This window comes from Streptomyces sp. NPDC006235 (genome assembly GCF_040613735.1).
Taxonomy (GTDB): domain Bacteria; phylum Actinomycetota; class Actinomycetes; order Streptomycetales; family Streptomycetaceae; genus Streptomyces.
The window spans coordinates 1-12461 of the sequence record NZ_JBEXSR010000069.1 but is presented as its reverse complement, the minus strand read 5'-3'; the positions used below and the strand labels follow the sequence as shown (position 1 = coordinate 12461).

At 72.4% G+C, this 12461-nt stretch carries 8 protein-coding genes; 3 read left to right on the top strand and 5 right to left on the bottom strand.

Features of this window, described 5'->3' with window-relative positions; all coding sequences use genetic code 11:
- The first annotated feature begins 45 nt into the window (after positions 1-45).
- The 3 genes from ABZ192_RS40980 (at position 46) to ABZ192_RS40970 (ending at position 6187) form a co-directional block, all read left to right on the top strand.
- Positions 46-2928 carry a lysylphosphatidylglycerol synthase domain-containing protein gene (locus tag ABZ192_RS40980; RefSeq protein ID WP_356929552.1) on the top strand — a complete coding sequence of 961 codons (2883 nt, stop codon included), beginning with the start codon at positions 46-48 and terminating at the stop codon, positions 2926-2928.
- A gap of 107 nt (positions 2929-3035) precedes the next feature.
- Positions 3036-4583: an alpha/beta fold hydrolase gene (locus tag ABZ192_RS40975; RefSeq protein ID WP_356929551.1), complete on the top strand. Its 1548-nt coding sequence runs from the start codon at positions 3036-3038 to the stop codon at positions 4581-4583.
- Between the two features lie 134 nt (positions 4584-4717).
- Entirely contained in the window at positions 4718-6187 is a 1470-nt protein-coding gene (locus ABZ192_RS40970) for an alpha/beta hydrolase (protein WP_356929550.1), read from the top strand.
- 92 nt (positions 6188-6279) lie between these two features.
- On the opposite strand, the gene moeZ is transcribed toward ABZ192_RS40970, so the two are convergent.
- From moeZ to ABZ192_RS40945, 5 genes are all read right to left on the bottom strand, one after another.
- Positions 6280-7458, bottom strand: a complete 1179-nt coding sequence (gene moeZ, locus ABZ192_RS40965; protein WP_020269791.1) for an adenylyltransferase/sulfurtransferase MoeZ — start codon at positions 7456-7458, stop codon at positions 6280-6282.
- Between the two features lie 63 nt (positions 7459-7521).
- Positions 7522-8271 carry a spherulation-specific family 4 protein gene (locus ABZ192_RS40960; RefSeq protein WP_356929549.1) on the bottom strand — a complete coding sequence of 250 codons (750 nt, stop codon included), beginning with the start codon at positions 8269-8271 and terminating at the stop codon, positions 7522-7524.
- A complete protein-coding gene (locus ABZ192_RS40955) occupies positions 8259-9218 on the bottom strand; it encodes an NAD-dependent epimerase/dehydratase family protein (protein ID WP_086560583.1) in 960 nt (319 codons plus the stop codon). The genes ABZ192_RS40960 and ABZ192_RS40955 overlap by 13 nt, the downstream gene beginning before the upstream one ends.
- 119 nt (positions 9219-9337) lie before the next feature.
- Positions 9338-10471, bottom strand: a complete 1134-nt coding sequence (locus ABZ192_RS40950; RefSeq protein WP_356929548.1) for a hypothetical protein — start codon at positions 10469-10471, stop codon at positions 9338-9340.
- Positions 10468-12273: a DUF3492 domain-containing protein gene (locus ABZ192_RS40945; protein ID WP_356929547.1), complete on the bottom strand. Its 1806-nt coding sequence runs from the start codon at positions 12271-12273 to the stop codon at positions 10468-10470. Before ABZ192_RS40945 ends, ABZ192_RS40950 begins: the two co-directional genes overlap by 4 nt.
- Positions 12274-12461: the final 188 nt, after the last annotated feature.

Here is a 12461-nt window from a genome sequence, read left to right as displayed (position 1 = left end):
CCATCGTGCGGGCGGTGACCGGTGATACGAGACCAAGAAGAGACGATGAAGCAGCAGGGTGCGCACCCCGAGGACCCGGAGGGCACCTCTGACGCTTCGTCGCGCCCGGGCACTCCGGACGACGGCCCGGAACCGGCCGGTGAGCAGGCCGGGACGGCCGCGCAGAAGTCCGGCGACAAGGCTCCGACGGCCGCGCAGCAGTCCGGCGACAAGGCGCCGACGACCGCCGCGAAGTCCGGCGGGAAGGCCCCGGCATCCGGCAGGAAGGCCACCGCGTCCTCCGAGAAGTCCGGCAAGAGGATCCCGGCGTCCGCGGATGACGAGGAGACCGTGCACATCGACGAGGTGGAGGGCGACGAACCGCTGCTCCCCGCGCGCGTGCACCGCCCGTCCGACCTGATGCGGCTCCTGGTGGGCGTGCTCGCCGTCGCTTTGCTGATCGGCATCGCCGCGTTCGCGCACGGCACCACCTCGGGCCTCGAACAGGACATCAACAAGGGCACGGGCCAGGCCCCCGACCTGCTCATCAAGATCGCGGGGCTGGCCTCCAGCATCGCGATCCTGCTGGTGCCGGTCGCGTTCGCCATCGAGCGGCTGATCAAGCGCGACGGCCTCAGAATCGCCGACGGCGTGCTCGCGGCCGTCCTCGCCCACGGTGTGACCCTCGCCACCGACCTGTGGGTCGCCCGCGCCGCCCCCGGCTCGATCCAGGAGGCGCTCACGCAGCCCTCCCCCGGTGACATCCACGCGCTGACCGACCCGGTGCACGGTTACCTGGCCCCGGTCATCGCGTACATGACGGCCGTCGGCATGTCGCGCCGGCCCAGATGGCGCACGGTGCTGTGGGTCGTGCTGCTCCTCGACGCCTTCTCGATGCTCGTCACCGGGTACACGACACCGTTCTCGATCATCCTGACGGTGCTGATCGGCTGGACCGTGGCCTACGGCACGCTCTACGCGGTCGGCTCGCCCAACGTCCGGCCCACGGGACAGACGCTGATGGCGGGCCTGCGGACCGTCGGCTTCCGCCCGGTCAGCGCGTCCCGCGAGGACACCTCGGACAACCCGGACGCCGGCGACCGGGGCCGCCGCTACTTCGTCACGCTCGAGGACGGCCCGCCGCTGGACGTGACGGTGGTCGACCGGGAGCAGCAGGCCCAGGGCTTCTTCTACCGCGCGTGGCGCAACCTGACCCTGCGGGGCTTCGCCACCCGCAGCAGCCTCCAGTCGCTGCGTCAGGCCCTGGAGCAGGAGGCGCTGCTGGCGTACGCGGCGATCGCGGCCGGTGCCAACGCGCCCAAGCTGATCGCCACCTCCGAGCTGGGTCCCGACGCGGTGATGCTCGTCTACGAGCACAGCGGCGGCCGCACCCTGGACTCGCTGCCGGACGAGGAGATCACCGACGACCTGCTGAGCGACACCTGGCACCAGGTTAAGGCGCTCCAGTCCCGGCGCATCGCGCACCGCAGGCTGGTCGGCGACGCGATTCTGGTGGATCGTTCCGGCACGGTGATCCTCACCGATCTGCGCGTCGGCGAGATCGCGGCCGGTGACCTGCTGCTGCGGATGGACACGTCCCAGCTGCTGGTGACCCTCGGTCTCCGGGTGGGCGCCGAGCGGGCGGTCGCCTCGGCCGTGGAGGTGCTCGGCCCCGACGCGGTGGCGGACTGCCTGCCGATGCTCCAGCCCATCGCGCTCAGCCGCTCCACGCGCGCGACGCTGCGCAGGCTGGCCCGGGAGCGGGCACAGCGCGAGCGCGAGGCGGTCCTGGAGGCGTCCCGGCAGGCCAAGCAGGCGCGCCTGGAGGACGCCTCGGACGAGGCCGTGCCGGTCCTGGAGAAACCTGACAAGAAGGCCGTACGGGCCGAACAGCGGGCCGAGAAGCGGGCCATCGACGAGGCCCTGGAGGAGGCGCGCGAGGAGGACCTGCTCACGCAGATCCGGCACGAGGTGCTGCGGATCAGGCCGCAGGCACCCGTCGAGCCGGCCCGGCTGGAGCGGGTGCGCCCGCGCACGCTGATCAGTTTCATGGCCGGCGCGATCGGCGCGTACTTCCTGCTGACGCAGCTCACGCACATCGAGTTCGGGCCGCTCATCGCGAACGCCGAGTGGGGCTGGGTCGCCGCGGCCGTGCTGTTCTCGATGTTCAGCTACGTGGCTGCGGCGATGGCTCTGCTGGGGTTCGTGCCCGAGCGGGTGCCGTTCGTGCGGACCGTGGCGGCGCAGGTCGCCGGGTCGTTCGTGAAGATCGTCGCCCCGGCGGCGGTGGGCGGTGTCGCCCTCAACACGCGCTTCCTCCAGCGCGCGGGAGTGCGGCCGGGGCTCGCGGTGGCGAGCGTCGGAGCGTCGCAGCTGTTCGGGCTCGGCTGTCACATCCTGATGCTCCTGTCCTTCGGCTATCTGACCGGAACAGAGAAGACGCCGTCCCTGTCGCCGTCCCGGACGGTCATCGCCGGTCTGCTGACGGTGGCGGTGCTCGTGCTCGTGGTGACCTCGGTGCCGTTCCTGCGGAAGTTCGTCGTCACGCGCGTGAGGTCGCTGTTCGCGGGGGTCGTGCCGCGCATGCTGGACGTGCTCCAGCGGCCGCAGAAGCTGGTCACCGGCATCGGCGGCATGCTGCTGCTGACCGCCTGCTTCGTGATGTGCCTGGACGCGTCGATCCGCGCGTTCGGCGACGAGTCCACGTCGATCAGCCTCGCCAGCGTCGCCGTCGTCTTCCTCGCGGGCAACGCCCTGGGGTCCGCGGCGCCGACCCCGGGCGGCGTCGGCGCGGTCGAGGCGACCCTGACCGTCGGCCTGATCGCCGTCGGGCTGCCGAAGGAGGTCGCGGCACCGGCGGTCCTGCTGTTCCGCCTGCTGACGCTGTGGCTGCCCGTGCTGCCGGGCTGGCTGGCCTTCAACCACCTCACGCGCAAGCAGGCCCTCTGACCCGGCCTGTCCAGGCCCTTCAGCACCACCGAAGCACCATCCGCCCCGCTTACCTCGTACGGCACGCGTCCCGCGCGGGCGGCCCTCCGCCGCCGCAGGATGGAACCATGCCGACCCTCCTCCGGCTGCGTGCCGCCGCCCTGACCGCCACCGCCGTGCTGCTGTCCGCCGTGCTGGCGGGCTGCGGTGAGGACGACGCCAAGGAGGAGGACCTGACGCGGCAGGAACTGAGCTGGAAGGACTGCCCGACCCCGTCCGACGCACAGGGAGGAGGCACCGCGCCCTCACCGCTGCCGGACGGCGGCGAGTGGCAGTGCGCCACCATGAAGGCCCCGCTCGACTGGGACGACCCCAAGGGCGACACGATCGGCCTCGAACTCATCCGGGCCAGGAGCAGCGGCGACGAGAGCGCCCGCATCGGCTCGCTCATCTTCAACTTCGGCGGCCCCGGCGGCTCGGGCGTCACCTCGCTGCCGGCCTTCGCCGAGGACTACGGCACCCTGCGCACCCGCTACGACCTGGTCAGCTTCGACCCCCGCGGAGTCGGCCGCAGCGCCCCCGTCATCTGTGAGAACGACCAGCAGCTCGACGCGTACTTCCAGCAGGACGCCACGCCCGACGACCCCACCGAACGCACGGAACTCCTGGACAGCACCAAGGAGTTCAACGACGCCTGCGAGCAGAACTCCGAGAAGATCCTGCCGCACGTGCGCACCACCGACGCGGCCCGCGACCTGGATCTGATGCGCCAGGTCCTCGGCGACGAGAAACTGCACTACTTCGGCATCTCCTACGGCACCGAACTCGGCGGCGTCTACGCCCACCTGTTCCCCGAGCGGGTCGGCCGTGCCGTGTTCGACGCCGTCGTCGATCCCACGCAGAACGCCGAACAGGGCTCGCTCGGGCAGACCAAGGGCTTCCAGCTGGCGCTGGACAACTTCGCCGAGGACTGCGTGTCGAAGGCCGAGGAGTGCCCCCTCGGCGACAGCGCGCAGGACGTGAAGGACCGTATCGCCGGACTGCTGGAAGACCTCGACCGCACGCCGATCCCGGGTATCTTCCCGCGCCAGCTGACCCAGACCGCGGCCGCGAGCGGCATCCTCCAGGCGCTGTACTCGAAGGACTTCTGGGAGTACCTCACCGAGGGCCTGCAACAGGCGTACGACGGCGACGGCAGCATCCTGATGCTGCTGTCGGACACGATGAACGGGCGCGAGGAGAACGGCGAGTACGACAACAGCACCGCCGCCAACGTCGCCATCAACTGCGCGGACGACAAAGCCCGCTACGACACCGCCTTCGTGGAGCGGAAACTGCCCGAATTCCGGGCGGCCTCCGACCTGTTCGGCGACTTCCTGGCCTGGGGCATGATCAGCTGCACCGACTGGCCCGTGCCGGGCGCCGCCGACCACCCGGACGTGAGCGCGCCGGGGTCGGCGCCGATCCTGGTCGTCGGCAACACCGGCGACCCGGCCACCCCGTACGAGGGCGCGCGGAAGATGGTGGAGGCGCTGGGCAAGGGGGTCGGGGTCGAGCTGACGTACCGGGGGCAGGGACACGGCGCGTACGACAGCAAGAACAAGTGCGTGCGGGGCGCGGTGGACGGCTACCTGCTGAACGGAAAGGTGCCGCGGGCGGGGACCGTCTGCACCTGACCTCAGGCCCGCCTCGATAAAACACGCAGGTCAGAGGGTTATCCACAGGCTGCCGCGGCCGGTGCGCGATCTGCCTACCATGGCCTGACCGCCATCCGCGGCACGTGCGGACGGCCTTCGAGGGGGGATGGGCAATGACGCGTTTCGCACGGTGGACCGCTCTCGCGGTCGCCTCGGCGCTGCTCGCCGCGGGGTGCAGCGGCGGCTCGTCGGACGACGACAAGAGCGGGCTCTCCTGGGGCCGTTGCAAGGCCACCGACGACGGTCTCGCGCCGAGCAGTGACTGGCAGTGCGCGACGCTGAAGGTGCCGCTGGACTGGTCGAAGCCGGACGGCGAGACGATAGGGCTGGCGCTGATCCGCGCCAAGGCCCGCGGTGACGACCGCGTGGGCTCGCTCCTGTTCAACTTCGGCGGTCCCGGCGCCTCCGGCGTGTCCATGATGCCGTCGTACGCCCCGACCGTGTCCTCACTGCGCGAGCGGTACGACCTGGTGAGCTGGGACCCGCGAGGAGTCGGCGCCAGCGAGGGCGTGCGCTGCCGCGGCGACAAGGAGATCCAGGCGGCCGAATCGGTGGACGTCACCCCGGACACACCCGCGGAGGAGAAGGCGTATTTCCAGGACGCCGCCGACTTCGCCAAGGGCTGCCAGAAGGACGCCGGGAAGCTCATGGCGCACGTGTCGACCGCCGACTCGGCCCGCGACATGGACCGCATCCGAGAGGTCCTGGGCGACGAGAAGATGCACTACTTCGGCATCTCCTACGGCACCGAACTGGGCGGCACGTATGCGCACCTGTTCCCGAAGAACGTGGGGCGGATGACCCTGGACGCGGTCGTGGACCCCGGCGCCGACGCCGTGGGGCACGCCCGGAACCAGGCCAGGGGCTTCCAGCGCGCACTGAATGGCTACCTGAAGTCCACGGGCCAGGACCCGGCGGAGGGCTCGCGGAAGATCGCGGACCTGCTGCGACGGATCGACGCCCGGCCCCTGCCCGCGGGCACGCCCGGGCGGAAGCTCACCCAGACCCTCGCCGTCACCGGCATCATCCTGCCGCTCTACAGCAAGGACAGCTGGCCGACGCTGACCAGCGCCCTCGACGCGGCCGAGCGGGGAGACGGCTCGGAACTGCTGACCCTCGCCGACCGCTACAACGAACGCGACGCGTCGGGACGCTACGGCGCGACGACCCACGCGCAACGGGTCATATCGTGCCTGGACGACAGGCAGCGGCCGACCGCGGCGACCACCAGGAAGCTGCTGCCTCAGTTCGAGAGGATCTCCCCGGTCTTCGGGACGTTCCTCGGCTGGGACACGGCCGGCTGGTGCCACGACTGGCCGGTGCCCGGGCAGCACGACACCCCGGAGGTGAGCGCCCCCGGCGCGGCGCCGGTCCTGGTGGTCGGCAACACCGGCGACCCGGCCACCCCGTACGAGGGCGCCCGGAGGATGGCGGACGAGCTGGGCAAGGGCGTCGGAGTGATGCTCACCTGGCGGGGCGAGGGACATGGCGCGTACGGCAGTGGCAGCGACTGTGTCGACTCCACGGTGAACGCGTATCTCCTGGACGGCTCGGTGCCGAAGGACGGCAAGGTCTGCTCATGACGACGGCGGGGGCTCCGGGCACCCGTGGTGCGCGAAGCCTCCGCCGCTCGCGAAGGAAGGCCGGATACGGCTCGGTATGCCGGCGCGTCCGGTCAGTACACCGGCTTGTCCGGCTCGATCTGGTTGACCCAGCCGATCACGCCGCCGCCGACGTGGACCGCGTCCGAGAAGCCCGCGGACTTCAGGACCGCGAGGACTTCCGCACTGCGGACACCCGTCTTGCAGTGCAGGACGATCTTCTTGTCCTGCGGGAGGCTCTCCAGGGCGGTGCCCATGAGGAACTCGTTCTTCGGGATCAGCCGGGCGCCCGGAATGGAGACGATCTCGTACTCGTTCGGCTCGCGGACGTCGATGATGTCGATGCTCTCGCCGTCGTCGATCCACTCCTTGAGCTGCTTGGGAGTGATCGTGGAGTCGGCGGCCGCCGCCTGGGCCTCCTCGGACACGACGCCGCAGAAGGCCTCGTAGTCGATGAGCTCGGTGACGGTCGGGTTCTCGCCGCAGACCGCGCAGTCCGGGTCCTTGCGGACCTTGACCTGGCGATACTGCATCTCCAGGGCGTCGTAGATCATCAGCCGGCCGACCAGCGGCTCACCGATGCCGGCGAGCAGCTTGATGGCCTCGTTGACCTGGATGGAGCCGATGGACGCGCACAGCACGCCCAGGACGCCGCCCTCGGCGCAGGAGGGGACCATGCCGGGGGGCGGGGGCTCCGGGTACAGGCAGCGGTAGCAGGGGCCGTGCTCGGACCAGAAGACGGAGGCCTGGCCGTCGAAGCGGTAGATCGAGCCCCACACGTACGGCTTGTTCAGCAGCACGCAGGCGTCGTTGACCAGGTAGCGGGTCGCGAAGTTGTCCGTGCCGTCGACGATCAGGTCGTACTGGCTGAAGATCTCCATCACGTTGTCGGCCTCGAGCCGCTCCTCGTGAAGGATCACGTTCACGTACGGGTTGATGCCCTTGACGCTGTCACGGGCGGACTCCGCCTTGGGGCGGCCGATGTCAGCCTGGCTGTGGATGATCTGGCGCTGCAGGTTCGACTCGTCGACCTCGTCGAACTCCACGATGCCGAGGGTGCCGACGCCCGCGGCGGCCAGGTACATCAGCGCCGGCGAGCCCAGGCCGCCGGCGCCCACACACAGCACCTTGGCGTTCTTCAGCCGCTTCTGCCCGTCCATCCCGACGTCGGGGATGATCAGGTGGCGGGAGTACCTGCGGACCTCGTCTACGGTGAGCTCGGAAGCCGGCTCGACCAGGGGTGGCAGCGACACGGGGACTCCGTTGGTCGGTCAATCACTACGGTTGTTCTCCCCGTAACAGTGCCATGCGCTTTTTCATTCCGAGACACCTGTTCCGACCAGCGAGACGACTTCGTCCCAGTAGCCGGGCATGGCCTCCCAGGGGTCGGTGCGGCCGTCCCGGTCCGTGCGGTCGGTGAACCAGACCGTCGCGGCGCCCTGCCAGCGGGCGATGCGCAGTGCCTCCTCCAGGTGCGGGCGGGGCACTCCATGGACGAAGTGGCAGAAGCGCTCGGGCGGATGGTCGGCGGTCCACTCGGCCACCTGGGACCAGCGGTAGTCGCTCCAGGGGCCGGAGAAGGTGACCAGCTGGTCGGCGAGCTGGGCGTAGCCCGGGTGCGGGTGGATGCCGTGGCCGAGGACGGTGTGGGCCTCGTCACGGATCACGCGGAGCGTGGCGACCGTGCGGCGCACCTCGGGCAGCCCGGCGTGGTCCGCCGGGCAGCGGTCCAGGAGGAAGCCGTCGACCTGGTACCAATCGACGAACCGGTGGGCGTCGGAGATCAGCTCCCCGAAGTTCCGGGTGCCGTACCGGGTGTCGAGGTGACCGAGGACGCGGATGCCCGCGTTGCGCAGGCGGCCGACCGCTTCCAGGCAGTGCGGGTCGGGGCGGGTGCCGGGACCGTCGGACACGTTGAGGACCACCCAGTGCAGCGGGGTGCCGGGGCGGGTGAGTTCGCCCCACTCGGCGGGGGCGAGGAGGGGGTGCGCGTAGCCGGGGACGCCGACGCCGGGGCGGAGTTCCGTGCCGGAGGTGCGTGGCCGGGTGCTGGTCAGATGCGGCATGCCGCCTCCATCCAGATGTCGGCGAGGGACTCCTCCAGGCCGATCCGGGGTCGCCAGCCGAGCCGGTCGCGGGCGGTGCGCACATCGGCCTGCTGCCAGCTTCCGCAGCCGTCCGGGTACGGGTACGCGACCGGGGGCGCGTGGTCCGGGTCGGGGCGGGGGTGGCCGATGGCCGGGCGCAGGGCGCCGGGAGGGCCGTCGAGTTCGTGGAGGGCGCCGCCGTATCCGGCCACGCGGGCGAGGACCGCGGCGGCGTCGCGCAGGCGGACGGCGCGGCCGGAGCCGATGTTGATGACACCCTGCGCGGCGGAGAGCGAGGCGGCGTGCACGGCGCGGGCCACGTCCCTGACGTCGACGAAGTCGCGCTGTGCGCCGAGGCCGCCGAGTTTCAGCTCGCCGTCGCCGGACTGCATGGCGCGGCGCATGGCCTCGGCGAGGCGGCCCAGCGGGGAGCCGGCGGGCGTGCCGGGTCCGGCCGGTGAGAAGACGCGCAGGACGACGGCGTCCAGGCCGGAGCCGAGGACGAGCTCGGTGGCGGCGAGTTTGCTGACGCCGTACGGGCCGCCGGGCCGGGGGACGGCGTCCTCCGCCGTGGAGGAACCGGGCTGGCTGGGGCCGTACTCGGCGCTGCAACCGATCTGCACCAGACGGGCACCGCAGCCGCTGCGGCGCAGAGCCTCGCAAACGGTGGCCACGGCCACGGTGTTGTGGCGGGTGAGTTCGCGGGCACCACCGCGGGTGGCGCCGGCGCAGTTGACGACGACGCCCGGGTGGACCGCGTCGAGGAAGCGGGTGAGGGCGCCGGGGCTGCCGGACGCGAGGTCGAAGCGGACGTCGGCGTCGTCGCCCCGGCCGAGGGCGGTGAGCTGTACGGCCGGGTCGGCGAGCAGGCGGTCGGCGACGAAGCGGCCGATATAGCCGTTGGCTCCGATCAGCAGGACTCTCATCGCGCGGCTCCCGGGGCGGCCGGGGCTGCTGGGCGGGTGGTCATGCGGGTTCTCCTTGAGGCGGGAAGGGAGGCATGTGCGGGTGCTGCCGGTGCGGACGGGGCCGCTGGCAGCGGGGGTCACCGGGAGGGTTCCGGCGGTGCGTGGGCCGAGGCCCTGGTCAGCTTGCGGCTCGCGTGGAACAGGAGGGCCAGGGCCGCCGCGCCGCAGGCCAGGGTGGGGACGGTGCCGGCACCCCAGGTGGTGACGAGGGCTTCGACGGGCGTGGCCAGGAAGCCGCAACCGGGCAGGCGGGAGGTGAAGACCGCGGCGAGGGCGGCCGCGTGGAGCGTGGCCGTGGCGGCGAGGACCACGGCCGGGGCGTAGGCGAAACCGTGGGTGGTGAGGAGGCGGGCCAGGAAGAGGAGGGCGCCCAGGGTGAGGGTCTCGGCGTAAGGAGCGGGCTCGTCGAGGACCGCGGCACAGAGGGTGAGCAGGGCCGCCAGGGCGCCCAAAAAGAGGGCGAAGGCGCCGAGCAGGAGTGGTCGTACGGCGGCGGCGAAGTCCTCCAGGCCGCGACTGGCCGCGAGTTTGCGGCGGGCACGTGCGGTGAAGAGGTGGGCGGTCCAGGCGGCGGGCCCGCAGGCCAGGGTGAGGGCCAGGACGGGGGCGGCGGTGAGGGGCCAGGGGCCGTCGGCCGCGCCGGTGGGGAAGTCGTCGGGGCCTCCGGCGACGGCACTGTCGAGCAGGCCGTCGCCCAGGAGGGCGTAGACGATGAGCCAGGTGGTCCAGGTCGTGGCTCTTCCGGGGGCGGTGCGGTCGGGTCTGCTCAGGGGGCCTCGGCGCAGTGCCGCGCGGAGGGCCAGGGCCACGGCGAGGGTGCCGGCTGCGGCAGCGATCAGGCGCGACTGGCCGTGGGTGAGGTGCACGGCGGTCACGACGGCGGCGCACAGCGTGCCCGGCAGGAGCGTCAGCAGGGCCCAGTCGGCGCGTACCCGGGGAGCGGAGGGCGCGGCGGGCGGGGGCGCGTCCCCGTCCCGGGAGGCTCGCGCGTACATCTCCTCCGCGAGGGAGAAGACGTCCCGGTGGCGGAAGCGGGCGGCGGTCCGGTCGGTGATGCCGTGCGCCTCCAGGCCCGCCGCGATCTCGAGGGGGTCCACCGCGCGTTGGCAGAGCTCCCGGTGACGGTGCATCAGCGCCTTCACGGGGTCGGCGGCACCGCGGCGCGGGGCGGCGGGGCTCTCCGAGCGGTCCAGTTCGCCCAGGCCGCTCATCGGGCTCCCTCCGGGGCGGGGGCCGGTGTGGTGGCGCGTACGGGTCTGGCCGTCGCCCAGCCGGGGCCGCGGACGACGAGGCTGGGTGACGGGGCGGCCCAGCGGATCGGGACGTGGGCCTCGGCGGGTACCGCGAAGGGCAGCGGCGCCCCCGCTTCGTCGAGGACCACACGGCGGATCGGCGCGCGCGAGACGATCTCCAGGTAAATGCCGTGAAATGCCTCGATGTTCTGCTCGACCGTGAACAGTTCGAGGGCACGGGCGCGGGCGGCGGCACCCAGGCGCGCGCGGCGCGCGGGGTCACGCAGCAGCGCCACGCACGCCTCCGCGAGCGCCCGCGGGTTGCGCGGCGGTACGACGAGCCCGGTGCCGCCGATGACCTCCACGACCGCGCCGACGTCCGTCGACACGGTCACGCGTCCGCAGAGCATGGCCTCGACGAGGCTGATCGGGAAGCCCTCGACGACGCTGGAGAGCACGGTCACGGCGCCCGAGGCGTAGGCGTCGGCGAGGGCCGGGAGGTCGGGCCCGCCGATCTCCTCGAAGGACACCGGGTTGTCGCCGGCGGCGTGCGGCCCGTCGGCTTCGTCGGGGAAGAGCTGGGCGGCCAGGGTCCGGCAGTGGCCGAGGTAGGCCGCGCCCTCGGCACCGGCGGGCGCTCCGACGATGCGCAGGCGGGTCTTCGGCTGACGCTTGCGGATCTCCGCGAAGGCGTGCAGCAGCGAGACCAGGTCCTTGGCGGGCTCGACGCGCCCGACCCAGACGAGCGTGTCCGGGTCGGCGCACTCGGGGGACTCGCCGACCTCGGCGAAGGGCCGGGCGTCCATGCCGGGGTAGACCGTGCGCAGCTTCTCGCGGTCGGCGCCGCAGCGCTCCTGCCAGCGGCGAGCGTGCGCGTTGCCGGCGGTGACGATCTCGGCCCGTGCGTAGGCCTCGGCCGCGAGCCTGCCGTGGAAGGCCGCCAGCAGGGACCGTACGACGGGCGGGGCGTCCGGGGCGCTGAGGTAGTGCGTGCGCAGGCGCACGCCGTACTCGGTGACCAGCAGGGGGACGCCGGTGAAGTGACGGGCGAGCAGGCCCGGCAGGGCGGCCGGGCCGCCGGACGCGGCGTGGCAGAGGTCGACCGCGCCCAGTCCGTCGTCCTCGTACCAGTCGAGCGAGAGGGGGCGCAGGGCGTGTTCCAGGTGTGCGGCCACGGCGAGCAGATCCGGTACGCGTGCCTCGCGCGCCGCGCGGTGGGCGCCGGGCGCACGACAGGCGCGTTCCAGTGTGCGTACTGCGGTCTCGGAGCGGAGGGCTCCCCCCAGGCCGCCCGTCTCGCGGGCGAGTTCGGCGAGCCCGTACAGAGCGTTGGCGAAACGGTCCGCCTCGGGGCCCGACACACCCGCGGAAATCCCCTGGGCGGCGGCCGACGGGCCCTCGGCAACGCCCGACGCACCCCCGGCAGCCCCTTGGGCAGGACCCGACGCACTCCCTGCAGCCCCCTGGGCGACACCCGGCACCCCTCCGGCCGCCCCACTCAGCACGGCCGCCAGTTCGCCGAAGCACTCGGTGAACCGCCGACGTGCGCGGCGGCCCAGGACCACCTCGTCGTCCTCGGCCGTCCACATCGGCGCGGTGCGCACCCTGCGGACGTTCGGCGGAAGCGGGAGCCAGCCCTCGTCCTCCTGGTGCCGGCTGCGACTGAGCGCGTAGACGTCGAACTCGTGCTGTCCGAGCCCGCGCACCAGCCGGTCGCACCAGAGCCTGGCGTCACCGCTCACGTACGGATAGCCACCTTCCGTAAGCAGTCCGATGCGCACGAGTGCACCCCCGATCTCCCGTATCAGGAGCCGCCGTTGCCCGGCGGCTCGCAGCGGGACGAACGTATGCGGACAAGGCGGTGGCGCGACGGACGGTCACTTGCGTGTGTGCTCCGGGCGCCCCCTGGAGAGGGGGTCCGCTGTACTGGTGCTCGACGCCGGGTGGGGGCAGACTTCACCGCGGGACC

What these genes read in the sequence shown, in the direction of transcription:
- ABZ192_RS40980 (WP_356929552.1), top strand. Translation starts at nt 46, where the DNA reads ATGAAGCAGCAGGGTGCGCACCCCGAGGACCCGGAGGGCACCTCTGAC.
- ABZ192_RS40975 (WP_356929551.1), top strand. Translation starts at nt 3,036, where the DNA reads ATGCCGACCCTCCTCCGGCTGCGTGCCGCCGCCCTGACCGCCACCGCC.
- ABZ192_RS40970 (WP_356929550.1), top strand. Translation starts at nt 4,718, where the DNA reads ATGACGCGTTTCGCACGGTGGACCGCTCTCGCGGTCGCCTCGGCGCTG.
- ABZ192_RS40950 (WP_356929548.1), bottom strand. Translation starts at nt 10,471, where the DNA reads ATGAGCGGCCTGGGCGAACTGGACCGCTCGGAGAGCCCCGCCGCCCCG.
- ABZ192_RS40960 (WP_356929549.1), bottom strand. Translation starts at nt 8,271, where the DNA reads ATGCCGCATCTGACCAGCACCCGGCCACGCACCTCCGGCACGGAACTC.
- ABZ192_RS40955 (WP_086560583.1), bottom strand. Translation starts at nt 9,218, where the DNA reads ATGAGAGTCCTGCTGATCGGAGCCAACGGCTATATCGGCCGCTTCGTC.